The sequence below is a fragment of the Leptospira noumeaensis genome (assembly GCF_004770765.1).
Classification (GTDB): domain Bacteria; phylum Spirochaetota; class Leptospiria; order Leptospirales; family Leptospiraceae; genus Leptospira_A; species Leptospira_A noumeaensis.
Window position 1 is genome coordinate 121,168 of record NZ_RQFK01000033.1, and the last position, 25,918, is coordinate 147,085.

General features: G+C 39.3%; 28 protein-coding genes and 1 tRNA gene. 20 read left to right on the forward strand and 9 right to left on the reverse strand.

The annotated features are described in order from the left end of the window. Positions 1-40 precede the first annotated feature (40 nt). Positions 41-613 carry a methyltransferase gene (locus EHQ24_RS17295; protein ID WP_341867250.1) on the reverse strand — a complete coding sequence of 191 codons (573 nt, stop codon included), beginning with the start codon at positions 611-613 and terminating at the stop codon, positions 41-43. 62 nt (positions 614-675) lie between these two features. Between EHQ24_RS17295 and EHQ24_RS17300 the strand changes: the two genes are divergently transcribed. Both EHQ24_RS17300 and EHQ24_RS17305 read left to right on the forward strand, forming a co-directional pair. After that, positions 676-915: a hypothetical protein gene (locus tag EHQ24_RS17300; RefSeq protein ID WP_135602880.1), complete on the forward strand. Its 240-nt coding sequence runs from the start codon at positions 676-678 to the stop codon at positions 913-915. Between the two features lie 27 nt (positions 916-942). Next, complete coding sequence (locus EHQ24_RS17305) at positions 943-2,037, forward strand: NAD(P)-binding protein (protein WP_135602881.1); 1,095 nt, start codon at positions 943-945, stop codon at positions 2,035-2,037. Here the strand turns inward: EHQ24_RS17305 and EHQ24_RS17310 are convergent. Then, positions 2,029-2,469, reverse strand: coding sequence for a DUF1499 domain-containing protein (locus EHQ24_RS17310; protein ID WP_135602882.1), 441 nt, complete (start codon positions 2,467-2,469; stop codon positions 2,029-2,031). The two genes, EHQ24_RS17305 and EHQ24_RS17310, sit on opposite strands and share 9 nt — an antisense overlap. A gap of 70 nt (positions 2,470-2,539) precedes the next feature. Between EHQ24_RS17310 and EHQ24_RS17315 the strand changes: the two genes are divergently transcribed. Then, the gene (locus EHQ24_RS17315) at positions 2,540-3,424 is read left to right on the forward strand and encodes an alpha/beta hydrolase (protein ID WP_135602883.1); all 885 of its coding nucleotides are present in this window, start codon (positions 2,540-2,542) and stop codon (positions 3,422-3,424) included. 90 nt (positions 3,425-3,514) lie between these two features. On the opposite strand, the gene EHQ24_RS17320 is transcribed toward EHQ24_RS17315, so the two are convergent. The 3 genes from EHQ24_RS17320 to EHQ24_RS17335 all read right to left on the reverse strand — a co-directional run bounded on the left by EHQ24_RS17320 (position 3,515) and on the right by EHQ24_RS17335 (position 8,226). After that, a complete protein-coding gene (locus tag EHQ24_RS17320) occupies positions 3,515-4,150 on the reverse strand; it encodes a hypothetical protein (protein ID WP_135602884.1) in 636 nt (211 codons plus the stop codon). Next, positions 4,147-7,032: a hypothetical protein gene (locus EHQ24_RS17325; RefSeq protein ID WP_135602885.1), complete on the reverse strand. Its 2,886-nt coding sequence runs from the start codon at positions 7,030-7,032 to the stop codon at positions 4,147-4,149. Before EHQ24_RS17325 ends, EHQ24_RS17320 begins: the two co-directional genes overlap by 4 nt. A gap of 1,112 nt (positions 7,033-8,144) precedes the next feature. Continuing rightward, a tRNA-Leu gene (locus EHQ24_RS17335) sits at positions 8,145-8,226 on the reverse strand. A gap of 106 nt (positions 8,227-8,332) precedes the next feature. Here EHQ24_RS17335 and EHQ24_RS17340 point away from each other — a divergent pair. Then, positions 8,333-8,971, forward strand: coding sequence for a hypothetical protein (locus EHQ24_RS17340; RefSeq protein WP_135602886.1), 639 nt, complete (start codon positions 8,333-8,335; stop codon positions 8,969-8,971). Between the two features lie 9 nt (positions 8,972-8,980). Beyond that, on the forward strand, positions 8,981-10,465 hold the full coding sequence (gene lysS / locus EHQ24_RS17345) for a lysine--tRNA ligase (RefSeq protein WP_208725854.1): 1,485 nt from the start codon (positions 8,981-8,983) through the stop codon (positions 10,463-10,465). Positions 10,466-10,597: 132 nt separating this feature from the next. Here lysS and EHQ24_RS17350 read toward each other — a convergent pair whose 3' ends face one another. Next, positions 10,598-11,146, reverse strand: coding sequence for a hypothetical protein (locus EHQ24_RS17350; RefSeq protein WP_135602888.1), 549 nt, complete (start codon positions 11,144-11,146; stop codon positions 10,598-10,600). A 57-nt stretch (positions 11,147-11,203) separates the two neighbouring features. Here EHQ24_RS17350 and serA point away from each other — a divergent pair, with 57 nt between their 5' ends. The 3 genes from serA to EHQ24_RS17365 all read left to right on the forward strand — a co-directional run bounded on the left by serA (position 11,204) and on the right by EHQ24_RS17365 (position 14,042). Next, a complete protein-coding gene (gene serA, locus EHQ24_RS17355) occupies positions 11,204-12,427 on the forward strand; it encodes a phosphoglycerate dehydrogenase (RefSeq protein WP_135602889.1) in 1,224 nt (407 codons plus the stop codon). Positions 12,428-12,457: 30 nt separating this feature from the next. Further along, positions 12,458-13,234: a hydroxyacylglutathione hydrolase gene (locus EHQ24_RS17360; RefSeq protein WP_135602890.1), complete on the forward strand. Its 777-nt coding sequence runs from the start codon at positions 12,458-12,460 to the stop codon at positions 13,232-13,234. Between the two features lie 103 nt (positions 13,235-13,337). Further along, on the forward strand, positions 13,338-14,042 hold the full coding sequence (locus EHQ24_RS17365; RefSeq protein ID WP_244310499.1) for an endonuclease: 705 nt from the start codon (positions 13,338-13,340) through the stop codon (positions 14,040-14,042). On the opposite strand, the gene EHQ24_RS17370 is transcribed toward EHQ24_RS17365, so the two are convergent. Next, positions 14,032-14,934: a LysR family transcriptional regulator gene (locus tag EHQ24_RS17370; protein ID WP_135602892.1), complete on the reverse strand. Its 903-nt coding sequence runs from the start codon at positions 14,932-14,934 to the stop codon at positions 14,032-14,034. The genes EHQ24_RS17365 and EHQ24_RS17370 overlap by 11 nt on opposite strands. A 97-nt stretch (positions 14,935-15,031) precedes the next feature. On the opposite strand from EHQ24_RS17370, the gene EHQ24_RS17375 reads away from it, so the two are divergent. From EHQ24_RS17375 to EHQ24_RS17430, 12 genes are all read left to right on the forward strand, one after another. Then, entirely contained in the window at positions 15,032-15,457 is a 426-nt protein-coding gene (locus EHQ24_RS17375; RefSeq protein WP_135602893.1) for a MauE/DoxX family redox-associated membrane protein, read from the forward strand. Continuing rightward, the gene (locus tag EHQ24_RS17380; protein ID WP_135602894.1) at positions 15,454-16,464 is read left to right on the forward strand and encodes a zinc-binding alcohol dehydrogenase family protein; all 1,011 of its coding nucleotides are present in this window, start codon (positions 15,454-15,456) and stop codon (positions 16,462-16,464) included. Before EHQ24_RS17375 ends, EHQ24_RS17380 begins: the two co-directional genes overlap by 4 nt. Further along, the gene (locus tag EHQ24_RS17385; protein ID WP_135602895.1) at positions 16,461-17,252 is read left to right on the forward strand and encodes an SDR family NAD(P)-dependent oxidoreductase; all 792 of its coding nucleotides are present in this window, start codon (positions 16,461-16,463) and stop codon (positions 17,250-17,252) included. The genes EHQ24_RS17380 and EHQ24_RS17385 overlap by 4 nt, the downstream gene beginning before the upstream one ends. Positions 17,253-17,344: 92 nt before the next feature. Then, the gene (locus EHQ24_RS17390) at positions 17,345-18,727 is read left to right on the forward strand and encodes a dihydrolipoyl dehydrogenase (protein ID WP_135602896.1); all 1,383 of its coding nucleotides are present in this window, start codon (positions 17,345-17,347) and stop codon (positions 18,725-18,727) included. Further along, positions 18,724-19,755 carry an oxygen-dependent tRNA uridine(34) hydroxylase TrhO gene (gene trhO / locus EHQ24_RS17395; protein ID WP_135602897.1) on the forward strand — a complete coding sequence of 344 codons (1,032 nt, stop codon included), beginning with the start codon at positions 18,724-18,726 and terminating at the stop codon, positions 19,753-19,755. Before EHQ24_RS17390 ends, trhO begins: the two co-directional genes overlap by 4 nt. Then, positions 19,756-20,673 carry an ABC transporter ATP-binding protein gene (locus tag EHQ24_RS17400; RefSeq protein WP_135602898.1) on the forward strand — a complete coding sequence of 306 codons (918 nt, stop codon included), beginning with the start codon at positions 19,756-19,758 and terminating at the stop codon, positions 20,671-20,673. Positions 20,674-20,675: 2 nt separating this feature from the next. Further along, on the forward strand, positions 20,676-21,446 hold the full coding sequence (locus tag EHQ24_RS17405; protein ID WP_135602899.1) for an ABC transporter permease: 771 nt from the start codon (positions 20,676-20,678) through the stop codon (positions 21,444-21,446). After that, complete coding sequence (locus EHQ24_RS17410; protein WP_135602900.1) at positions 21,430-21,711, forward strand: BolA family protein; 282 nt, start codon at positions 21,430-21,432, stop codon at positions 21,709-21,711. The genes EHQ24_RS17405 and EHQ24_RS17410 overlap by 17 nt, the downstream gene beginning before the upstream one ends. A 15-nt stretch (positions 21,712-21,726) precedes the next feature. Beyond that, positions 21,727-22,398, forward strand: coding sequence for a glutathione S-transferase family protein (locus EHQ24_RS17415; RefSeq protein ID WP_135602901.1), 672 nt, complete (start codon positions 21,727-21,729; stop codon positions 22,396-22,398). Position 22,399: 1 nt separating this feature from the next. After that, positions 22,400-22,624, forward strand: coding sequence for a BolA/IbaG family iron-sulfur metabolism protein (locus EHQ24_RS17420; RefSeq protein WP_100743087.1), 225 nt, complete (start codon positions 22,400-22,402; stop codon positions 22,622-22,624). Positions 22,625-22,626: 2 nt separating this feature from the next. Further along, positions 22,627-22,935 (forward strand): Grx4 family monothiol glutaredoxin, encoded by a 309-nt coding sequence (grxD, locus tag EHQ24_RS17425; protein ID WP_002982746.1) that lies wholly within the window; start codon positions 22,627-22,629, stop codon positions 22,933-22,935. Positions 22,936-22,941: 6 nt separating this feature from the next. Continuing rightward, positions 22,942-23,184: a glutathione S-transferase N-terminal domain-containing protein gene (locus EHQ24_RS17430; protein ID WP_135583303.1), complete on the forward strand. Its 243-nt coding sequence runs from the start codon at positions 22,942-22,944 to the stop codon at positions 23,182-23,184. A gap of 132 nt (positions 23,185-23,316) precedes the next feature. On the opposite strand, the gene gshAB is transcribed toward EHQ24_RS17430, so the two are convergent. Then, positions 23,317-24,324: a bifunctional glutamate--cysteine ligase GshA/glutathione synthetase GshB gene (gshAB, locus tag EHQ24_RS17435; RefSeq protein ID WP_135602902.1), complete on the reverse strand. Its 1,008-nt coding sequence runs from the start codon at positions 24,322-24,324 to the stop codon at positions 23,317-23,319. 1 nt (position 24,325) lies between these two features. After that, positions 24,326-25,918 carry a glutamate--cysteine ligase gene (gene gshA, locus EHQ24_RS17440; RefSeq protein WP_135602903.1) on the reverse strand — a complete coding sequence of 531 codons (1,593 nt, stop codon included), beginning with the start codon at positions 25,916-25,918 and terminating at the stop codon, positions 24,326-24,328.

The following is a 25,918-nucleotide window of genomic DNA, read 5'->3' on the forward strand; positions in this document are numbered from 1 at the left end:
GTTGAATAGAGAGTCAATCAAATTATGTTTGGGAAAAAATTCATTCTTTTTCCCAAACTCTAAATTCTCCTCCCTCAATCTCTTCTTTCAATAGAGTTTTAAACCCGGGCAAATAACTTCCACCAAACCCATGGAAGGTGATGAGTTTCGTTTTCGGTTTTAATAAAATTAAATTTTGTTTAAAGGTTTGTAGATCTTTTAAAAACTGGTTTGCCGATTTTTCTTTGGAAATATCAATCGAATGATTTCCTTTCATTGTTTCATAAAGAGGATTAAAACAATAATAATGCGAATGGCCATAAGGAAATTGTTTTAGAAAATTAGTTCTTTCCCAGTTTATATTTTCCACACCCCACTTTCTTTTTAGAGAATCTGCAATTAAAACTAAATCTTCTCGGTCTTCTAAACCGTGGATCGGAAAAGAACTTTTCGAAAGGAGAGAAAGGTAAATACAAAATTTTCCAAGCCCAGAACCTAAATCCACAACGGACTTCACTTGTTCTTCGGAAAGATATTTCCAAGTTCTCTCAATGACTGGTATCGGTGTCCATTGGTAAGGGGAAAGAACTTTGAATTTTTCGGGAAGATAAGAATCCCAAATTTCATCTGTCATTGGATTCCCTACGACGAATTTCCCAGCCTTATCCAAAAATTTGTTTCTCATTTTGATTCATTATGTTACACCATTTGCCTATGGACCAGAAGATTCAGTATTTGAACCAAATGATCGAAATCATTGATACCAAAGTCACAATTTTTAAAAAAAATAAATCTAGGCTTCCGCAAGCTGCTTATACAGCAGAAAAACAAGTTCTCACTCGCACCATAGAGGACACAATTAAACTCGCAGAAGAAATCAAACCAGCTCCATTTTCTCTCATAAATGATTTGAAAGCTCTCATCAAACAGTTATAGTATCATTCCCTAAGGTTGGAGTGAACCGTGAAACCAATTTTTTGTTACCAAGTTCCAGTAGTGGTTGGATCTGGAATTTCTGGAGCCGCCGTTGCCATGATGAACCCCGACGTTGTGATTTACGACAAAGGGAAATCGTTTGGAGGAAGAGTCTCAAGCAAAAGCAAAGATTCTTTTTCTTATGATTTTGGTGCCACTATGTTTCGTGACCAAATGGAAGTTCGGTGGCTTGGCGGCGAAACAAAGTATTCGATTCTCGAAATCTGGAAATCAAAACAAATCCAGTTAAAAGTGAATCCCATTTATGACGAATCACATTTTTATCCAACAAAAGGGATGGCAGATCTTGTTTCGGCAATGATGGGTCAGGTGAAACCCATCCAAGGACATCATCTAAAAAAAATAGAAGTTGCAGACGAAGAAACCTGGAACTTGGAATTTGATCACTCGGAAACAAAAGAAAGAGAAACGGTTTGTTCACGCTCAGTCATCCTGACCCTTCCCATTCCGCAGATTTTAGAAATTTTTAATCGTTCCAAAGAAAATCCTAAATTACAAAAATGGGCAAACTTTTTGGAGCCATTCAACGACTACCGTAAAACGCTAGTTAGTTATTTCTACTGGGACAAGTGGAAACCTAATTGGAAGGCTTTGGGCCTAAATCCACATTCTCCCATTCCCATTACTACAAGTTTAGAACGTGGAACCGATTGGGAATACCAAAGTTGGGAAAGTATTAAATATCCAAAGGAATTTGAAGAAGGTTCTGCTCTTCTCGTTCAATTCGGGGTTATCTTTTCCGAATCTCATTTTGAAGATTGGATGGATCAAAATAAAAATCCAACTAACAAATACAAAGATTATCTGATCGGTGAACTGAAAGAAAAGTTCAAAGCTCCTCGTCCCAATTTAATTTGGAACCATAAGTGGAAGTATGCGCAGGCCCAACTGCCCCTCCTTGGTCGCGAAGGTGCTCTCCAACTAGACTTACCTAGTTTCGATGAATGGAAAGAACTATGTAAAGAAACAAGAATTACCATCCTCGGAGATTGGCTTTTTGGATCCAAAATAGAAAGGATTATTGGTGGAATCTATTTTTTGAATCACAACGCCTTACTTTGATTCTTCCTTCGCGAGTAATTCTCTAAACTGATTCACACGCCTTCGGTTGGCAAAAATATCCCAAAGTCCAAGTGCGGATTGGGAACGAATCTGGGCTTCTTGTTTGCCCTCTGGAAAATAGATTTCCACTCGATCGGGAAACCGAAATACCTTTGTGAAAAAAATCACTCGGATGTATTCCCCATCCTTCTCTTCTCGAATCCAGATGTTTTCTGAATCGTGAAAGTACTTGCTGATTCTTTCGTAAGCCACTTGTCTCGATGTAGTATAAGCGATTGGATCTACTTTATGGACAAAATTGTACTCCATACTCTGACTAGAAACGCAGTTAGGTGATGGTGGACAACCTCGCAGTTCCCCATCACTCACCCCAGAAAGAGGGCTAAGGACACTCATACAACAAATAAAAAAAGCAGTTAACGTAGGTTCCATATCTCCGAAAATCAAAGCCTTCTGTTTTTTTACTTGCAGAATTTCAATTTTTTCGTATTTTTATCGGCTCATGAACAAAATCAAAAAATATACAGTTTCCGGATTGATTTTTAGTATCATCTTACTCAGTGGCATCGCCTATTATTTTTCCAGTTTAGTCCTTTATCCAAAGGTAAAATGTAATCCAGACCACCATGTTTTCTGCAATGGACCTAGTGAAGTTGGATTAGAATTTGAAGAAGTCGAAATCAAAACAGCGGACAATTTGAATCTTGTTAATTACTGGATTCCCGCAAAACAAGCAAAAGCCACAATCATCTTAGTTCATGGCCATGGTGGGCAAAGGAACGAAGGGATTCGCTTTGCCAAAAGCCTACACGATGCAGGTTATAATTTACTACTGCTTAGTTTACGTCGTAACCATGGAGGATTTGCATCCATGGGATTTCATGAACAAAAAGATGTGGATGCTGCCATTCAATTTTTGAAATCAAAAGGTTATCAAAAAATTGGAATCTTTGGATTCTCCATGGGTTCCGCCACAAGTATCATTGCAATGGCCGATCATCCAGAAATCCAAGCTGGTATTTTTAGCAGCGGTTATGGAAGTGCCATTGATGTTCTTGTAGAATCAGCAAAACGTGATTTTGGAATCCCTTACTACCCACTGATTCCCGTAGTCAAACTTGCGTTAAACTATCGTGGGAGTATGGACATTGATACAGTCAGACCTATTGATAAAATTGCCTCGATCAGTCCAAGGCCCATTGCCATCTTTCATTGTACAAAAGATGATTATGTAGATTACCATCATGCGGAAGATTTGTTTGCGAAAGCTGGTGAGCCAAAATCTCTCTGGTCACCTGAATGCAATCGCCACGAACGCCTTTGGAATTTTAATCCTAAAGAAGCAGAGTCAAGAGCCGTAGGGTTTTTTGAGAAGTATTTGAAATAAATTAAGAATTGTTCCTAGGGCTTCGCGGAACGTTTATTAAGATAAATCTTTCACGGATGGCAACAATAATACTTGTTCTAATTAATAAGGTCAAATATCCGAAACGATCAATTTCTCAACAGTGGCTTGATCTAAGACAGCATAATAGTAAAAGTTCTGGACGTGAGATGCGGACTTGAGTAAGGAAAAAAATTCCTTCCATACGGTGCCCTCCCAAGTACTGTCGATCACGGAACATCCTGCACTTGTGACTCCCACTTTAGCAGTGTTACCTCCTTTTGCATGAATATCGATTCCGAACCATCCTGTTTGAAAAATACTAGGTTTTTCATCTTTCCATGAGATCCAAGGTTGGTCTCCCGTATGTTCCTTATATCTCAAAACAGTAACACTCGCATATTGGGTCAATGCAGGATGCCCTCGATGAATGCCTATTTTGTATTTATAAAGCCCCTCTTTCAAACGTGCCGTTCCCAAAGGATTCATTGCCTTTCTTAACCAAGTAAGACCGGGATCCATAGTGGCTATATAATAACGCGGAATCGAATTGGTTCCTAGAAGAAAAATCAGATCGTTATATTCATCTATCTTGTCATCGTTCTTTACCATGGATCCATCAATCACTGAGTATCCCCTTACGCCAAACAATACGAATTCATTGTAATGCAATCCGTATTGTTTGGTTCCGTAGTCTAATATTCGTTTTATAAAATCAGAAACAATCATAGTTCCGTTTTACAGGCAGCCCATAAGAAGTCACAGGAAAGATTGGCAAACATAGAAGACTGAACGATCGTAGACATCAATACTCCGTAATCCGTTTTTCCGATTGTGACTTGAAACTTAGTGCTAGAGGCAAAATTGACTCCATCATAGGCGACCAAAACATCGCAATTCTTTCCCTTGATATCGGGTAAAGTAAATTTGCTCTTGTTCCAATTTGGCGGGGTATAAATACGCAAACCAGCTGTATCAAATAAAAGCATATCCCGAAGTTCCGTTCCACCGACAAGACTTGTAAAACATTTCACATACGGAGTAAAGATTTGATTTTTATCCAATGCTGCCCTTTCTATCTTTTGACCCATGCTATCTAGGATGTTAATAGAATCAAAAGTATAATAGTAGATTGTTGACTTGGCAGTTTGTAATCTTTGGAAATTGAAACTTTTGTTTGGTTCCACGGAGATTGCTCCATGCCCGGAAAGAACAACTGTCTTAGCGTTTTTAGGAGGAGCAGGATCCCCTAGTTCGCTCACGATGTCGGTATGGATTTCCGGAAACGGGAAAGTGGGAACGGTTGGCAGACCAGCCTTCTTGATTCCGTCATCCGGTAAAAACCCGTCTGGCATAGGAGCATAATCAGAGCTATTATCCTTATTTACATATTCCAAAAACCATCCCAAAATCTGAGGTCCTGGAATGCGAATGATGATGTTATTGTTTTCTACAGAAGAATAGAAAGACTGGGATTGAGTCGTAGACGATTCCGAATGGGAAGCACTAAAACAGAGAAAGCCGCCCCCTATCGAACTAGATTTATGCAGATAACTTTGGGCCGTTTCCTGGTCAACAGAATCGATTTCTATCTGAATCGTTACGTCTTTTGCGATCACAAAACCGATCGGAAACGCAGGGAATAAATTATTCGTAAACGCATCCATTTCCTGTTTTGTGGGATTTGCCGGATCGTTCGGAATTCCGTTCGATATCGATTTTTTACTCAAACGGAACATATCGTCCGTATGATTCAGCAATTCGGGATTGAACCAACCTCCTCGATCGATTGCCACTTTAGTAAGTCTCATACCGATTTTAAAACTGGTGTTATCTGCCTTATATTTGGAAGAAAAATTCGAATACGAAGTATCACTGCTTCCCCCCGCACTTCCAAATAATACGCTTACGCTCCAGCTCGTATGCGAAGAACCTTGGGACAAAGTGCTTTCTTTATATTGAGTGCCTTTCGTAAAGGACATGACCAGATCCATAAATTTACCTACCTTCGGCGAGGAGGAAGGCAACGGCGGCTTCGACGCTGACTTATCGACATAATGAATCGAATTCAATATAGAGGCAATTTGCCCCCTTATCTCAGCTGTAACGGCATTCTCGTTAAGCGTATAGGGATTTGTTGTCGGTTGCCCCGCGGTATATGCTCCGTTCAATATGGCTAGGTCGGCAGCGGTAAGATCTTTCCTTTCAAATAAATTGGCGGGCAGAGACACTGGAATTGTAGCAGAAGTAATGGAGCCGAAAGAATCGAATTGTGAATTATAAAGTTGTTTTAAATTATTCAAATCGGCAATAATCTGCTGGATTTGATTCTTCAAAGTCAATTGCGCATCGGAGGTATTCGTTGCGTGCGCAGCAGCTAATTTTGCTTCAAGATCTGCCAAAGAGCGAGAAGTTTGAATCAAACTTTGTTGTGCATCCACAGTTTTATTCTGCATATCCACCAACTGCTTCCACTGTTCGTCCGTTAAAGGGCTGGAACCTTGTGACTGCATTTCTTTGTCGAACTCATCCTTCTGAAGAGGAGAACTCCCTCCTGACGACTTCTTCGACTTTGAGGAGTAATACATTTGAATCAAACTTACAGTTACATTACCGAAGTTTTTGATCATATCGCTCTGTGCGGAATCGTATTTACTTTGTGCATCCGCAACTTGCGATTCTAAGGTCGCTATATCTCCGGTTTTGGCCATTTGCAGGGATATGAGCTGACTTTCCAGATCATCCAATTGTTTTTCTTTCGAGATGATTTGGGACTTGATTAAGTCGGGATCCATCAGTAGATCCTGGGGAGTGAAATCCGTATTTAAACCGCTAAACCAATCGACCGGCTGAAATTGTACTGGAAAGATCGTAGTCGATTCGTCCAAAGAGAGCATAGATGAATTTCTCATCTTAGTTTTGGTTGCCTCAATCGATTCGGATTCGGAAGCTTGATCTAAATACCCAAGCATTCTCAAAACTTCATGATAATATCCTCTTGAGACCAAATCGTCGAACCTAGCCCCGATGAGTGCATCTCGAACCGGTGCAACATTAGCGAACCATTTGGAAAACTCTTCCAAATGCGCCCTTCTTTCCTCGGAATCGACAATGGAATTTGCTTCTGCTAATTTTTTCTCCTTTTCCAGTTTCCAATCCGACTTCTCTGTCAGATAAGCCTGTAATAATTGCTCATATAATTCAATTCTACTGATTTGGAGTGTTTTACCGTTTACTTCTGTTTCGATTTTTTCCAAAAGCCACTTTCTCATCTTAGCCTTATCCGAGTTAAACTGAGAGTTTTCTTGGTATTTCGGAATCAAAAGATTAATTACGCTCTCGTAAGTTGTGGATAATTTACTGCCGTTCGGGCCTGCGGAAATCTGAGATACATCGAATAAGTCATCACTTAAACGAAATTCTTGTTCGATGACAGGCTGTGGTTTTGTCAGAATCGAATAAATGGCGTCATTCTTGTATGCATAGGTATCTTCATTCAAAACCCTTCCCGGGAACTCCATACAAAACAACTGATTCTGAGTTCCTAATAATTTATTAATTTCCTTATAAATTTGATCGATGACAGCATCTTTTTTTTCGGTATCCGGCATAAACATCTCCTAGAGGTCAATCTGTACACATAACAGGCGTGATTTGTAGAGCAAATATGTGGGTATCCGAAAAAAAAATGCAATTTATTTTTTTAAAATTTGAAAAAATAAATTAAAGACGGGAATCAATCACCTTACACCAAACAATCTTCAAAAAAACTCCTTTCGCTACACAAGAAAGAATAAAATTGTCGCAAAAATAAGCACTAACGATCATTATTTGTAAAAAACAATAAATAAAAATGAAAAAAACCATATAACACCTACAGATGAAGCTAAATTAAACTTCAGGCTCTAGACAGGAATCAAATACATATAAGATTATCATAATAAATAGGATGGATTTTATGTCAGTTGATAAGAAAGGCGGGGTGGGGGGAATTCCAACAAGACAAAAACTTGCTAGTCGAAGAATCGATTATTTAACAAAGAGAGAAATGAGAAATGTCTTTAAATTACAAATTTAGTGCATCTTATATAATTGCCATCATTTTGGATAAGGTTTTCATAACCTCAAGCAGAAAATTAAACACTACTTACAAGACTTCCCAGAAAATGACTTAGATAAGAAGATTCCAAATAACGTTATTCTCTATACTGGCTATGGTTATACTTTTATTTGAGACAAACCAAATCACAAATCTGTTAATCACTCCCGCAAGAGTAATGATCCAAGATACAATATGTCCAGGGAAAGGTGGGCAACTAAGGAAGGTGTGAGCTCTAATGGAGCTGAAGCTAGAAATAATATACTAAAGCAGTCTTTCCGAAGTTATGGGTTTATTTCTCCAAAGTGGCCACTGCTAGAGCTAATAGCGATTAGTTTACTTGTGAATATACGCTTTGTTCCTGAATTGAAAAATCTATTGTGTTTTGGGGAAAGTCAATTTGTGGGCTTACGGGATATTCTCTGCTCGAAGGGGGACTTGCCCTCTCCGCTGTTTGGACTTCCTGTCCGAACCACGCTTCGAGGCACGGCTTTGTTCGGCGCCTCCCATCCAGGTCGGCTTATCCGAATCATTGCTCCCTATGGGTCGCAACAATTCGGCTCACAAAACTGTTCGAGTCGATCTATATTGAAGTTAATGATTGTTTTGTGATGATTAGGATTTTGCTCGAAGGGGGACTCGAACCCCCACACCTTGCGGCACTACCACCTCAAAGTAGCGTGTCTACCAATTCCACCATCCGAGCGGGTGTGTATGTAGGACAGGTTAGGAAAACGGGTTCTTTCGTCAAGGAGATGAATTTTCTCTTGTCACTTCCCCTTACCTTTCGGTAGGTTGTAGGGGTCATCAGTATGCAAGTATCCGATCTTACGTTTCGACTCAAACTCCTCTTTACAGGCTTTATTTCCCCAATATTAGTTTTGCTAGGTCTGACTCTTTCTTCTCCCTATTGGTTAAAATCATCGGAAACTTACCAAAAATCAGATGTAGCGGTTCTCGAAATTGTAAACAAACTTCCTTCCAAAAAAAATCTGAAAGCAGTCGTTACGCTATCAGAACGTTCTGATTTCAAAAAACTAATTCTCGTTATCCGAGAGGATAAAACACAAAATCAATTGTATTCCCCTCTGGAAAAAGAATCCAAAATCAAAGATGTTTTAAGTTCTCTAGGAATGAATCCCACTATAGTTTCTTCCCTCATAATCCAAACATCCAAAATGGGTGACACAGACGAGGCATCCAAAAACCTATTAAAAATAGCCGTTGCTGACAATCTCGGAAGCATTTTACTCCTTTGTCGGGAGTATGAAACCAAAAGAGTTTTAGGAACCTATCGCAAAACCTTAGCCAGTTTGCCCATTAAGGTAACTGCTTACGGATTTCCATCTGAGGTCTCAGGATCAAATTGGTTCTTAACAGAAGATGGAGTTCGGGAAATCACCGGCGAATTTGTACGTTATCTGTATTCTTATATTAGAGGTGTCCTATAAATGGATGAAATTAAAGATTCCAACGAACTGATTGAACAACGCATTCAAAAAATTAACGATTTAAAAACCAAAGGAATCAACCCCTACCCACTTCGTTTTTTCCCCAATGCCAATTCCAAATCACTAATCACAGGGTTTGATCCCAACCAAACAGAAAAAAAATCCTTCAAACTGGGTGGTCGTTTGCATGCAAAACGTGTGATGGGAAAAGCAAGTTTTGCTCACCTAAAAGATGCCGAAGGTCTCATCCAATTGTATGCCACTCGGGATGATTTAGGCGAAGAAAACTATTCTCTTTTCAAATCACTCGACTTAGGAGATTGGATTGGAATCGAAGGTTGGCTCTTCCAAACACAAAAAGGGGAAACTACACTTCACCTAACAAGCGTCCAACTCCTTGCAAAATGTATCCGCCCTTTACCTGTTGTCAAAGAAAAAGACGGGGTCATCTACGATGCTTTCTCAGATGTAGAACAAAGATACCGCATGCGTTATGTGGACTTGGTTGTGAACGATAGCGTAAGGGAAACATTCAAAATGCGTTCAAGGATCATTTCTGAAATTCGTAAATTTTTGACAAATGAAGGATTCTTGGAAGTAGAAACTCCCATGATGCAACCGATTGCTGGTGGTGCCGCTGCTCGCCCTTTTGTGACCCACCATAACACTCTAGATATGGAGTTATTTCTACGGATTGCACCGGAACTCTATCTTAAACGACTGATCGTGGGTGGAATGGACAGAGTCTTTGAACTCAATCGTAACTTTCGTAACGAAGGAATTTCCACAAAACACAATCCAGAATTCACAATGATGGAAGCCTATATGGCTTTTGGTGATATGGAAACGATGTTGTCTCTCACGGAACGAATGATAGTTTCGGTGGCAGAAGCCATTGGCAAAGGTTTAAAATTTGCTTACGGAAAAGATCAAATAGATCTCTCGGCTCCATGGAAACGTGCAAAATACATTGATATCATTAAAGAATATTCAGGAATCGATTTTAGTAAAATTACTGACCTGAATGATGCTATCACCCAAGCAAAAGCCAAAGGTGTGGATTCTTCTGATTCCGTTTCCATTTGGAAGGTATGTGATGATGTGTTCAGTTCCCTTGTCGAACCACACCTCATCCAACCTATCTTTATTACGGATTTTCCAAAAGAACTTTCGCCGCTCGCTAAGTCCGGGGAAGACGATCCAAAATATGTGGAACGTTTTGAACCTTATGTTGCTGGACGTGAGATTGGAAACGCCTTCACTGAGTTAAATGATCCTTTCGACCAAAGAGAACGATTCGAAGAACAAGTGAAACAAAGAGAAGCTGGTGATGATGAAGCCTTTATGATGGATGATGATTATATCCGGGCACTTGAATATGGACTTCCACCAACAGGTGGCCTCGGAATTGGAATTGATCGTCTGGTGATGTTACTCACGGACTCCCATTCCATCCGTGATACCATTCTATTCCCACTCATGAGACCGGAATAAAATTCTGTAGCGATCCAAAAATCCACAGTCTGACTTTTCGCTAAAATTTTTTGCGGAAAGCTCAGGACATAAAAAAAGCCTCCAGGGAGAATCTCCTCGGAGGCTTTTCTTTTTAATGAACGAAAGAAAACTTTACTTTCGGTAGATATTTAATTTTGGTTCTGACTCGATGGTGCGGATCAGTTTTGATAGATTAGACTGAAAGGTAGCTGTTTGGCCAGGATTTAAGTTATAATTAATGGTTTCTTTTCTATTTGTATAACTAATCGCAATCGATTGATTCTCGCCAATTTTTGGGATGAGATCAGAAGAGATAGCTGAGCTAATGATAATCGTGTCAGAATAATCTGTGTTGGTGCGTTTTAGGTTGTACCAAGTTTCCCCTAACTTTAAGGAAACACCAATTGGGATGTCTACGTCAAAGGTTCCAATTTCATAAAGGAGAAAATACTGCACAAGGCCCGTGCCATTGTCCCTTTCTGCCTTAAAATACACACAAGGACGTTTCCCTGGAAACAACCAAAGAAATCTTTGTAAACAGAGATCTTTAGAAATAGCCGTCTGTTGCTCTAAGGTTGGTTCCGGTGTGACCACATAGGCTTTGGTTCCCGAGCAGGAAACAACAACCAGAAAAATGAGAAAAATGGAGGAAATTCGGGTGAGGGAGAAGATTCTTTCCATGGTAAGCTCAACCTTTTTCGAGGTGCAAGGTTTGGCAAAGGAAAAAATCCTGTTCCTATGGTATCTTATCCCAAAGGAAAAATAAAAGTCCTACTTCTGGAAAACGTCCACAAGGATGCTTACGAACTTTTCCACCGAGACGGTTTTGACGTGACCCTCGTCAAAGATGCGATGGAAGAAGCGGAACTCATCGAAAGGATTTCGGATGTACATGTTTTAGGCATTCGTAGCAAAACAAATGTTACAACCAAGGCCTTAGAAAATGCTAAAAAATTAATGACCATTGGTTGTTTCTGTATTGGAACTAACCAAGTAGAACTTGAGGAAGCAGAAAAACGTGCGATTCCTGTATTCAATGCTCCGTATAGCAATACAAGATCAGTTGCGGAACTTGTCATCGCTGAGATCATTATGCTTGCGAGAAAAGCTACCGACCAATCGCGTGATGTACATTTAGGCAAATGGAATAAAATTGCAAAAGGTTGTTTTGAAGTTCGGGGAAAAACACTCGGAATCATCGGTTATGGACATATTGGATCTCAAGTTTCTGTCCTTGCAGAATCTATGGGGATGAAGGTTGTTTTTTACGACATCATATCCAAACTTCCTCTTGGAAACGCATCTTCTGTACACAGTTACGAAGAACTGCTACAACAATCTGATTTTATTACCTTCCATGTTCCAGAAACAGATGAAACCAAAAATCTATTCCGCAAAGAACATTTGAATCTAGTAAAACCTGGTGCTTATTTGTTAAACCTTTCTCGTGGCAAAGTATTAGAAATTGATGCTCTTGTGGAAGGACTAAAATCAGGAAAACTTGCTGGTGCAGGTGTGGACGTTTTTCCTGAGGAACCTAAATCCAATGATGATCCATTTGTTAGTCCACTCCAAGGATTACCAAACCTCATCCTAACGCCACATATCGGTGGTTCTACGGAAGAGGCACAAAAAAACATTGGAACAGAAGTTGCTGAAAAACTCCTAAAATATGTGAACAATGGATCCACTACTTTCTCAGTCAATTTTCCAAATATTGAATTAGGAAACTTAAAATCGGGATACCACCGGATTTTAAACATCCACCAAAACCAACCAGGGTTTTTAAGAGATATCAACTCGATCATTTCTGATTTAGGTGGAAACATTTTAACACAAAACTTAAGTACCTCATCTAATATTGGTTATTTGAGTATGGAAATTGATAAAAACTTGGGTGATGAACTAAAAGATAAAATCAAAGCCCATAAACATTCCATTCGCACGCGAATCCTGTATTAGAAACTAGAAACTTGGGAGGGATACATCCAAATGATCGAAATCCTTCCCATTTTTACCAACTCTCCTCTCAGAAACTTTAGTTACCTTGTTTATTCCAATAGAACGGGTGAAGCCTATTGTATTGATCCCTTTGATGCAAAATCCCTACTCGGTTTTGCGCAAAAGTTAGGAGTCAAAATTAAAGGAATTTTAAATACTCATGAACATGGGGATCATACCCAAGGGAATCTTGAATTAAAAGAGGAAACAAAAGCAATCATCTACGGTCATAAAGATGCCAAACATAAAATTCCAGGAATGGATCAAATTTTAAAAGAAGGTGATATTGTTTTTTCTGTGGAAGAGGAATCACTTGCTGTTTGGGACACACCTGGGCATACATTCTCTCACCTAAGTTTTGTTCGTAAAAATCCAAAGACTATTTTAGGAATTTTTTCGGGTGATACTTTATTTAACGTAGGGGTAGGAAATTGTTTTCGCGGTGGAGATCCCAATGTTTTGTACGATACAATACGATCACGTTATGAAACCCTTCCTGACTCTTGTTTATTGTATCCCGGACATGATTATTGGGAAAACAATTTGAAGTTTGCAGAACATATAGATCCTGAAAACAAGTTTCGCGAAGAATTTCAAACGTCCCTACAACCCTTTCAAGTTTCAGAAATGAGTATAGAAAAGAAACTGAATCCATTTTTCAGAAGGAATACAAGTTCTGTCAAAAACAGACTTGCAGAACTAGAGGAGAAAATATCCGATGACAGGTCTATATTTTTAACCTTACGAAAGTTAAGAGACAACTGGTAAATCATTTATGGCGGAAGGAAAATTTTCAAATTCCCAGACTTTTTGGAAGAATACTCTACTCGTAACAACTAGTATCTTGTTCTTATCCTTCGTTAGTTTCTACTTGTATTCTGATTCAGAAGAAAAATTTACCAAAGAATCAAAACCACAAAAAGAGTTTGATTTTCAAAAAGCCAAACGTGTTTTAAAACGATTTTATAAAAAAGTAGGAACCGATTTTTACTGCGGTTGTAAGTTCTCTGAAGATTCGGAAGTCCAAGGAAGACTGAAAATTGACTTTGAATCCTGCGGTCTAAATAGCCGAAAAGACAACCACCGCCAAACATGGATTGAATGGGAGCATATAGTCCCTGCTCATAGTTTTGGTAGTACCCGTGAATGTTGGATCAAAAAAGATTGTGAATCCAATGGAAAACTGGTGCGGGGACGTAAATGTTGCCAGGTTACCGATCCTGAGTTTAACAAAATAGAGGCGGACTTACACAATATTGTCCCTGTCCCAGGTGAAATCAATGCGGATCGGGGAATCTTTTCTTATGGGGAAATCGAAGGAGAAGAAAGGAATTACGGATTATGTGATTTTGAAATCAACTTCAAAGAACAAACAGCAGAACCAAAACCTAACATTCGTGGAGACATTGCCCGAACTTATTTTTATATGGAGTGGAAGTATGGAATTGCAGTTCCTGAAAATAGAAGGGAACTCTATGAATCTTGGAACAAATTAGACCCACCCGATACATTTGAAATTAGGAAAAATGAAATCATTGAAAAGATTCAAAAAGTAAAAAACCCATTCATTGATTGAATCTCAAACTACATTCCGATTCTAAAAAATTACGAAAAACCATCATCCGCCGAGACGGTGTTCTATTGTTCGGATGAACCGCCCAAACATTACCAAAATTTTCCAAAGGATATCCACCTAGTATGGGAATGAGTTTCCCGCTTTGCACTGCCTCCTCTATATCCCAAAAAGATCTAATAAGAACTCCTTTTCCCTTGATCCCCATTTGCACCAAACTTGCCGCATCGTTTGATAAAAAATTTCTTATCCGACTGACATCATTCAAACTAAGATTGGTTCCGGAAAAATGAAGAACCTTATGTAAATCCAAATACAAAAGATTATGGGTTTCTAAATCTTTTGGTGAAAGGATTGGTTTATGAGCTTTGATATACGAGGGACTAGCTACAATAGAGATTCGATTTTTAAATAACTCCGTTCCCAGTAAACCAGAAGGAACTTCCATTCCCACACGAATTCCGATATCGATGGATTCTTCCATAAGATCAAGCAAACTATCGGTGACGATGAGTTGGATGGTAATTTTAGGATTTTCTTCTTGGAACTTATCTATGATTTCAGATATAAAATTCTGAGACATGGAACTCACACAAGTCACCCGAAGTGTTCCCTCTAACTCATCTTTGTTGGTTAGAGAATTTTCTAGTTCTTTCACACTCTCAAGGACAGCGATCACTTTTTGAAATATGAGGTCTGCCTCCCTTGTGGGAATCACCTTTCTTGTGTTCCTATAAAATAACTGAGTGTTCCAAAGTTTTTCTAACCCTTGGATTCGTTTGGCCACAGCGGCCTTTGTCACCCCTAAGCGAGCGGCAACTTGGGTGAAACTTCGGTCTTGGACTACAAAAACAAAGGTTTTCAGGTCATCTAGGTCTCGAATATTCGAAATCATGACTCAATTGTAAACTAAATATATACAATAAGTCAATCAAATAGATAATTGAATATTTTTAATTTACAGAAATGGGATCTCAGAAAGACCGGGTGCTATGAATGCAATAGAAACCAACGGAATCACATTAGCCAGTCTAGTGTTACGAATCGCTATCGGAGCCAACCTGTTAGGGCATGGCATTGTTCGTATGGGAAACAAATATGAAATATTTCGGGATTGGATCAAAACACTTTTTTCTGATACCCCACTCCCGTCTGTTCTTATTTATACAATGGGATATATCATCCCTCCCATGGAACTTGTATTAGGTGTTCTTATCATTTTAGGGTGGAATACGAAGTGGAGTTTGGTATTGGCCAGTTTACTCATGTGTTCACTCATTTTTGGAATGTGTTTGCTTGAAAAATGGGAGATTGTTGGAATCCAAATGATTTATATGGTGTGTTATTTTTTAGCCCTAAGCTCAATAGAAAACCAAATCCTCTCCATTGATTCATTTTTAAAAACGAGGAATCTATGAGAACAATTGCCGCAGTATATGATCATAAAGAAAATAAACCAGTATTACGTTCTTTAGAAAAAGAGAAAGAACCTCTGGGAGAGTTTGATGTCCGAGTCCAAGTGATGGCGATCTCAGTCAATCCGGTTGATTATAAAATTAGGAATTCGATCTCATTAGAAAATCCTGGTCCTAGAATTTTAGGATGGGATGCAGCAGGTGTTGTTACAGAACTTGGTGCAAAAGTATCCACTTTGAAACTAGGAGACGAAGTTTTCTATGCGGGAGACATCAAACGACCAGGCAGTAATGCAGAATTTCAAGTAGTGGACGAGTGGATCGTTGGGAAAAAACCAAAAAACTTAAATTTTAAAGAGGCGGCATCCCTTCCATTAACAACGATTACAGCCTACGAATCCATTTTTGATAAATTAAAGTTAGACCCTTTCACAAAAAAGAATATTCTCATTGTTGCCGGCGGTGGTGGAGTGGGAAGTATCGCCATCCAAATCTTAAAGCAAAAAACAAAGGCCAATGTCATCGCCACAGCCTCCCGAGATGAATCGATCACTTGGGTCAAATCACTCGGTGCGGATCTAGTCGTGAATCCAAACAAAGATTACATGGAACAAATCCAAACTTTGGGATTAAACGGTGTCCATGAAGTCCTCCTCTTTAGTGATCCGAAAGACCATTTTGAAAATTTGGCCAAGGTGCTCCTTCCCTTTGGAAATATTTGTTCCATTGTGGAATCCGGCTCTCCCCTCAATATGAATCTTCTCAAGTCCAAAAGTAATGGGTATTTGAATGAGTTTATGTTTACTAGGTCTATGTTCCAAACAGAAGACCGTATCAGACAAAAACAATTGTTAGAAGAAATTGCAGGACTTGTGGAAAAAGGAAAAATCATTCCTACCAACCAAGTGGATTTGGGTGAGATGACAGAAGAGAGTCTAAACAAAGCACACGAACTTTTACAAACAGGAAAAACAATCGGTAAAATTGTACTCGGAGGAATGAGAAAATGAATACAGGTTTAAAAGATAAAAAAGTATTAGTGACAGGATCCACAAAAGGAATTGGATTCCAAACCGCCCTTGGTTTTGCAAAGGAAGGAGCAGAAGTTTTTATCCATGGTCGGTCGGACAAAGCGGTGGAAGCGGCTATATCCGAAATCAAATCCATCTTAGCAGATGCAAAATTAGGCGGAGTGTCCGCCGATTTGGCAACGGAAGAAGGAATCCAAAAACTAACCAAACAAATTCCGGATCTTGATGTCCTAGTCAACAATGCAGGATACTTCGAACCAAAACCTTTTTTTGAAATTTCGAGAGAGGATTGGAAAAAAATGTATGAAACCAATGTCTTAAGTGGCGCAGAACTCACACAAAATTATTTGCAAGGAATGTTAAAAAGAAACTCCGGTCGGATTATTTTTGTTTCGAGTGAATCGGCCCTCAACATTCCAGTAGAGATGGTGCATTACGGGATGAGTAAAACGGCTCAACTTTCCATTGCACGTGGGAGTGCCGAAGTTTGTAAGGGAACAAATGTTACAGTCAATTCTGTTTTGCCTGGTCCCACACTTTCCGAAGGGGTAGAAGAATTCATCGATGCCCTAGCCAAAGAAAAGGGAAAATCGAAGGATGAGATGGCAAGGGATTTCATCCGGGAAAATAGACCTTCTTCTCTTGCGGGAAGATTTGCCAAACCGGAAGAGATCGCAAACGTAATTGTTTTTTTGGCCAGTGACCTTGCTTCCATGATTAATGGAGCCTCTGTCAGAGCTGATGGTGGGGTTTATAAATCGATTTAAAATGGAAGGGAGGCGGCAGTTCTTTCTAAATTTGGGAAAAGAGATTTTGCTTCATTTACAGAAAACTGCCAAATTTCGATGCTGGAACCAGTATGAAAGAATATGACATCATTGTCATTGGTGCGGGCGCGGGAACCAAACTGGTCACCCCACCCTCCAAAATTGGCAAACGAGTGGCTGTGTTTGAAAAAGAAACCCCCGGCGGGACTTGCCTCAACCGAGGTTGTATCCCATCGAAAATGGTGATTTACCCTTCGGAACTCATTCGTCTCTCAGAGGGAACGGAAAAGTTTCCTGTATTTTTCAAAGAAAAACCCGTAGCCGATGTGACTCAAATATTCCAGCGAGTGAACGAAACAGTAAAACAAGATTCTGATTCCATTCCGATCGCCTACGACAAAAATCCAAATATAGATTATTATCCCAAACAAGTTCGGTTTATAGACAATCGGATTCTATCCGATGGCAAAGAAACTTATACCGCCAAACATATATTCATTGTTACAGGGACTAGACCCAATATCCCAGAAATTCCCGGATTAAAGGAAACTCCCTTTTGGACATCGAGAGAAGCTCTATCACCGGACAAGTTTCCGAAATCACTGATTATCATCGGTGCTGGATTTATCTCTTTGGAACTCGGAGCTGCCTATCAGGCTTACGGTTGCCAAGTGACAGGACTTACAAGAACAGACGTTTTGCGATCAGCCGATGGAGAGATCAAAAACGAATTAAACAAACATTTACCCTTCCCGATTGAATCTCATTACCAAATTGAAAAAATAGAACACAAAGATGGATTGTTTACCGTAACAGGAAAAACGGCAGACGGAAAATCTACAATTCATTCCGCCGAACGTCTGCTAGTAGCAACAGGAATCCGACCAAACACCGATGACTTAGGATTAGAACATACAAAGATCCAAACTAACTCGAGTGGCTATATCCAAGTGAGTGATACCTTAGAAACCACAGAACCTGGAATTTATGCCTTTGGTGATGTGATCGGTCGTTATTTTTTCAGGCATAGTGCCAACTTTGAAGGGGAGTATCTCTTTGACCATTTGTATGGAACAAAAACCAATCTTCCGATCCATTACCCACCGATGCCAGAAGCTGTCTTCACTCACCCGCAAATTGCCAGTGTGGGTTTTACAGAAGAAGAACTCATCCAAAAACAAATTCCTTATTACAAGGGAGTAAACCCTTATTCCTCCAGTGCAACCGGAATGGCTAGAATGTCCGATTCTGGTTTTGTGAAAGTTCTTGTTTCCAAGGAGACAGAACAAGTGATAGGTGCCCATATCATCGGGGACGAAGCAGCAAACCTCATCCACCAAATCCTTCTTGGTATGTATCTAAAGGCAAAGTTGGATGATTATTTAGGAATGATCTACATCCATCCCGCCATTTCTGAAATTACAAGAAATGCATTCCGTAAAGTAAAAGAAGAAAAACTAAAAGGGACAAAATGAAAAAGTTTTTATTCAATCGTTACGATAAAGAAACCTTAAAAAAACGTGTGGAAAGTGACACAAGGGAACGCCGAGTCATTTCCTTCTACCGATATGTAAAGATCGAAGACCCTCTTCAATTTCGAGATCAACTTTATGATGCCTTCGAGGATTTAGGAATTTTGGGAAGAATTTATTTAGCAAAAGAAGGAATCAATGCCCAATTTTCGATTCCCACTGAAAACTATGATTTACTTCGCACCGCAGTGGATTCCATTCCCGAACTAAACCAAATTTATTTTAACGATGCAGTGGAAGATAAAAAAGAAAGTTTCATCAAACTCGCCATTAAGGTTCGCAAAAAAATAGTGGCCGATGGTTTGGATGATTCCCAGTTTGATCCTTCTGATGTGGGAACCCACCTAACACCATTAGAATTTCATGATGCGTTACAAGAACCTGGGGTCATCGTTGTAGACCTTCGAAACAATTATGAATCAGAAGTGGGACATTTTGAAAATGCCATCCTTCCAGATGTGGGAACCTTTAGAGAAGAACTACCACTTGTAGAAGATCTTTTAAAAGAGGATAAGGACAAAAAAATCCTACTCTACTGCACAGGTGGAATTCGCTGCGAAAAAGCAAGTGCCTATTTAAAGTATAAAGGTTATTCTAAGGTGCACCAATTACAAGGTGGGATCATCAATTATGCCAAGGCTGTTCAAGATGCGGGAGTCCCTTCCAAATTCAAAGGTAAAAATTTTGTTTTTGATGACAGGTTAGGAGAAAGGGTAACGGATGATATCCTTACCGTTTGTTATGTTTGTGGGAAACCGAGTGACCGCCATACCAACTGTGCAAACCTCGGTTGCCATGTCCTTCTTGTCCAGTGTGAGGATTGTTCCAAAGAACTTCTAGGTTGTTGCTCTGAAGAATGTAAAAATATAATTTTGCTTCCCGAAGAAACACAAAAAAACCTAAGAAAAGAAAACATCAAAAACAAAAAGTACCCAACACACCACCTAACAAGAAAACTAGTAGGAAAATAAATGCAAAAATATGCAATCGAACTCGAAGGTTTAGAAAAAACATACGGGAGTGGAGTGAAGGCCCTTCGTTCCATCGACTTAAAAGTGGAAGCTGGAGATTTTTTTGCCTTACTTGGGCCAAACGGTGCAGGAAAATCTACGACCATAGGAATTTTGAGCTCTCTTATCAATAAAACAGGAGGGAAAGTCAAAATCTTCGGAACTGATATTGACACTCAACCTGACCTTGCCAAAAGCTTTCTTGGGATTGTTCCCCAAGAATTTAATTTTGGAATTTTTGAGGCAGTGGAACAGATTCTCATCAACCAAGCTGGTTTTTACGGTATCCCTTACAAAGAAGCCAAAGAAAAAGTAGAATACTATTTAGAAAAACTTTCACTTATCGACAAACGAAAGTCAGCCGCCGGCCAACTCAGCGGAGGCATGAAACGAAGGCTTATGATTGCACGTGCCCTTGTCCACGATCCAAAACTATTAATTTTAGATGAACCCACAGCAGGTGTAGACATAGAAATCCGTAGATCCATGTGGGATTTTTTAAAGGAACTGAACCAAGCAGGTAAAACCATCATCCTTACAACCCATTACCTGGAAGAAGCGGAATCTCTTTGTAAAAACATCGCAATCATTGACAAAGGGGAAATTGTCGAAAATACATCGATGAAAAAACTCCTCCACCGTTTGGACAAAGAAACCTTTATCATCGATTTGAAAAAATCCATCAAATCCAAACCCATGTCAAAAAAATTCAGCTGGGAATGGTTAGACGATCATAGTTTAGAAGTGCAATTGGATAAAAAAGAATCGGTAAACCAGCTATTTACGGAACTGACAAAACTAAACTTAGAAGTTTTGAGTCTTAGAAACAAATCCAACCGACTAGAAGAACTATTCTTATCATTAACAGGAAAAAACTAATTATGTGGAAACAAAACTTCACAGCCCTACATACCATTGTGAGAAGAGAATGGATTCGAATCATTCGGATTTGGGTGCAAACTCTTATCCCACCAGTCATTACGATGGCCTTATATTTTTTAATCTTTGGAGAACTTGTCGGACGCCAAATTGGAAAAATTGGAGATTTTACTTATATTGAATTCATTGTACCTGGACTCATTATGATGAGTGTCATCACGAATTCTTATAACAATGTGGTATCTTCATTTTTCTCAAGTAAGTTCCAAAGAAACATTGAAGAGTTACTCGTATCCCCCACATCACCTTATACAATCGTCATTGGTTATACGTTTGGTGGAGTGGTTCGAGGTATCTTTGTGGGAATTTTAGTCACCCTCACTTCCCTGTTTTTTACAAACCTTAGATTCCATAATCCTTTTGTGATCGTCATTACCATTCTGATGACTTCAATTTTGTTTTCTCTTGGTGGGTTTGCCAACGCCCTTTTTGCCAAAAAGTTTGATGATGTGACCATCATTCCCACTTTTATCCTAACCCCGCTCACTTACCTTGGCGGTGTGTTTTATTCGATAAAGAACTTACCTGAATTTTGGCAAACCGTTTCTTTTTGTAATCCAATTCTATATATGGTGAATTTATTTCGGTATGGGTTTATTGGTGTTACCGATGTAAATTTATACTTTTCTTTTGGATTCATCACTCTACTTTCAGGATTACTTTTTTGGATCAATGTGAGGTTAATGAAAATTGGTTATGGCATCAGAAACTAAAGAATCAAGACTCAGCAGGATGGAAAAAATCCTGAAGGAAAAGTTCCGACCAAGTTCCCTTTCCCTTCGAGACGTATCCCTCGAACATGCGGGGCATCCCGGAATGACTAAAGATTCGAAAGAAACTCATTTCCGTTTGCAAATGGTGTCCTCGTTATTTTCCGGAAAATCCACTGTCGAAAACCACCGATTGGTCTACGCCGAACTCGGAGAAGAATTTAAGAAAGGCCTCCATGCATTGGAAATGGATCTTTCTGCCCCATAGCCCAGTCTAATAGATATGACCAAACCAGTTCTCATCAGCTTTAAACTTTGCCCCTATGTCCAAAGATCTGTCATCAACCTACTCGAAAAAAAAGTGGATTACGATATCAAGTACATTGACCTCGCAAACAAACCCGATTGGTTTTTAAAGATATCACCTTTTGGAAAAGTTCCCGTCTTACAAGTAGGAGACGATGTGATTTTCGAATCCGCAGTCATCAATGAATATCTAGATGAAACAAGCACACCTGCCCTCCATCCGAAAGACCCCATTCAAAAAGCAAAACACCGCTCCTGGACAGAATTTGCAAGTGCCCTTCTCGTGGACCAATATGGATGGACCATGGCCAAAGAAAAATCGGACTCCGATAAAAAACGCGAAGAGCTCCTTTCCAAATTCAAAATTCTAGAAGCTGGTTTGCCGGCGTTGGAAAGCAAAACACTGTATTTTGCCGGAGAGAAAATGCACTTAGTGGACACTGCTTTTGCCCCATTTTTTATGAGGTTACAATTTTTGGCAGACCACAAACCGGAACTCTACTTACTAAAAGATTTTCCTAAAATTACAAAATGGAGTGAAACTCTACTTTCATTGCCATCGGTAAAGAATTCTGTTTTACCGGAAGTGCCTAAAGAATATCTTGAATTTATCAAAGCCCACCATTCCTGGATGGGAGGAATACTATAGGATGACAATCCCAGAAATCCAAAAGAAAATTGAAGATGGCCTACCCGGCTCTAAAGTGGAAATTCTTGATCCCTATCGGGACGGAGTCCATATCAAGGCAGTGGTTACCTTTTCTGGTTTTTCCGGCAAAGGTCTCATTGAACAACACCGTATGGTGTATGCCACTTTGAAAGATGAATTAAAAGAAGAAATCCATGCATTGGCATTGGAAACTAGGAGCGAATAACCATGGAACAAGAGTTAAAGGATAAAATTGAATCCTTAATCAAATCAGAAAACGTGTTTCTATTTATGAAAGGAACACCGGAAATGCCACAATGTGGATTTTCTGCAGGAGTTGTCACAACTCTCAAACAACTCGGAATCCCTTTTGGATCATTTAATGTTCTTTCTGATATGAAAATCAGAGAAGGAATCAAAGAATTCACAAACTGGCCTACCATTCCACAACTCTATATCAAGGGTGAATTTGTGGGTGGTCATGACATCACCATACAAATGGCTCAGTCCGGTGAACTGACAAAAAAAGCAGGATAATTTCGAATGATTCGCCTCTACCAATATGATACTTGCCCCTACTGCCAAAGAGTGATTCGCGCTGCGGAATCGCTTGGGCTTGTCGTGGGAAAAGACATAGAATACGTAGAGGCTTTTCAAGGAACTCCTGGTCGAGCAGAAGTAGTCAGGCTAGGAGGGCAATCCCAAGTCCCATTCCTTGTGGATGGCAATGTCCAGATGTATGAATCTGCCGACATCATCGCCTATTTAAGATCCAAATATTCTTAAAAAATCTTTTCTTTATGAATACAGTTCGAAATAAATTGCTTACGTTTCGGACGAAGCCTTCTTTACGCACATCTTACAACAAATATAGTATCATAGTTTTAGGATAAACCCATTGATCACTGGATCAATCGATCAATGAAAGCCCAGTAAATCTAAAATTTTATCCCCAACAAACCTTGGTTTGCCGGAGTATGGAAACTCATGGATATAAAGCACTGGATTGAAATTGATTTCTAGAATGGCGTAGGTTTTTACATTCGGTTTTGATTCAATCTGAGAAGAGATGATATCGATCCCACAAATCATAGCCCCAGCCGCTTTGGCCGCAGAGACAGCAATGGCTTTAAAATCCGGATGTACATTGTCCGTTACATCTAATGAATCCCCACCTGTAGAAATGTTGGAATTTTTTCTAAGAAAGATTTGTTCTCCTGAACTAGGAATGGATCCAAAATTTAAACCTTGGTCTTTTAGAATTTGTAATTCCACTTCCGACATTTGAATTTTTTCCAATGCGGTTTTATGGCCTTCGCCCCGTCTCGGGTCTTCATTCTTTTTTAAAATCAACTCCCGAATTGAACTTTTTCCATCCCCTGTCACGTTTGCCGGCACTCGGTTACAAACGGCGATCACTTCCTCCCCAAGAACTAAAAATCGATATTCAGGCCCTTCAATAAATTCTTCAATGATGATAGAATTAGAAAGTCCAAGAGCAATTTTTACAAAAGATGTAAACTTATCTAAACTATCTCCCGGTTCGGAGATTCCGATTCCTAGTCCAAAGTTGGTTGTCACAGGCTTTATCACTTTCTTTTTATCTAAAAAGAAAGTGTAGTCGGCAAGGGCTTCTTCCAAATTCGAATAATTTCGGCCAACGGGAACACGAATCCCATTTTCCTTTAACACAAGTTTAGAGGCGATTTTATTCTCCATAACGAGGTAGGTCATCAAACTATCGAGTCTTGTTTTACTTGCCTCCTTGACAAATTCAGAATGATTTCCTTGTATGAGCCGAAGGAAATTTTCCTTTCGGTCTACCATCTCAACTTGGATCCCGCGAGCTAATGCATCTCGAATGATGATCTGTGTGGAAATTTCTAAATCTTCAAAGCCAGAAGGTAATGGTTTTGTATCCGTCACTTCAAACCCCACTACAAAGTTTTAAGGGTTTGATTTGAATGGGTTTTTGATTTTTCTTTAAATTGCTGCCTTCTAAGTTTTCTATCTTTTGTTGTTCGTAAATGGATTGTTCACTTAAATCTTCATAATACTTCACAAGATTTGGTGGAAGTGGGTAATTCAGAAGTTCTTCTTTATGCAATTTAGCAAGAGTTAGTCCAAAGTCTCGAAAACTAGATTTATGAATTTCTAAATCAAGTTCAGACATAGTAGAACCAAGTTGGCTAGGATCATTCCATTTTTCCCAAAGACTTTCCCAGGCTTTGCTATAGGGGCCATTTGCATCATTGTCATCTAAAAGATCAGCGATAGGTTGGATTTCGACAAAAAGTTGGTATGTCAAATCCCGAAGGTTCATCTCTTCTCCGAGAAATTTAATTTTAGTTTCCTCTTTTCTACCGAACCAAGTGGTGACCTCTTGGTTTTTTCTCCAATCCGCCATTTCCACCAAATCAGCTTTAGGTGATTCATTCAACATACAATAAAGAAGAACCATATGTAAAAAATAGAGTCTATTTTCCTCGACACCGATCGCTGAAAATGGATCCAAATCTAGAAGTCTAATTTCTAAATACTCCACACCCCGTTCCACAAGAGCATCCACTACGCGTTCATCTCCTTTTGGAACCTGTTTTGGTCGAACAAGAGAATAGTATTCATTTTCCAATTGTAGGATATGGTCATTCAACTGGTTGGTTGGTTTTCCATTGAACGCTTTGTAAGGAGTGTAGGATTTGGAAACCACCTGACACATATCAGAAGCATATTCTTCTAAAGAATTTACAGAGATAGGATATTTTCCCTGTACTTTACTTGTATAACCAATACTAGATAGGCGAAGGGTTGTAGCAAAGTCTGATTTTAAAGTTTTAGAATCTCGTTTTTTGATTTGTTTGGATTCTTCCGTAAAAGTAACATCTGTTAAACTAGATGACCCAAATAAATACAATAAGGCAGGCGAAATTCTATAAAAGTTACGAATGGTATCAAAATAAATCTGCGATTTGGTTGTTGGAGCCAAAGGTTTTTTAAAACGTTTTTCAGAGACGACAGACAACATACAAGTGTCGAAAGAAATATTGTAATGCACTCCCGAAATGGTTTGCATCTTTTTTCCATACCTATGGCCCAGACCATTCCGATAGATGGTTTTTTTTCGACCTTCTATAGAAGTTCCATAGTTTCCTACTTCAATTTTGTTTTCTGTTGGTAAAACCGGAGGCATACTAAAAGGCCAAAGGTATTCGGAACCCAAGCGGCTTGCCGTAAAAGCATGTAACTCTGTGAGTTCTCGTAAGGCATCAGGAATGGATTTGTGAACATTCGTTGCATATTCAATTTGTGCTTCGGCAAAATCTGTTTTAATCAAAGGATGGGTCAGACTTGATCCGAGTGATTTGGGATGAGGAGTGGATGCCAGCTGAGATTTTCCATCTACCCTGGCACTTTCCCTCTCTAATCCATGTTTGGCGCTTAGCAAACAAGCTCTGTATTCTTCTGATAATAATGTACGTGTTGAATTTTTTTTAGTCGATGTTAATAACTTTGATTTCAT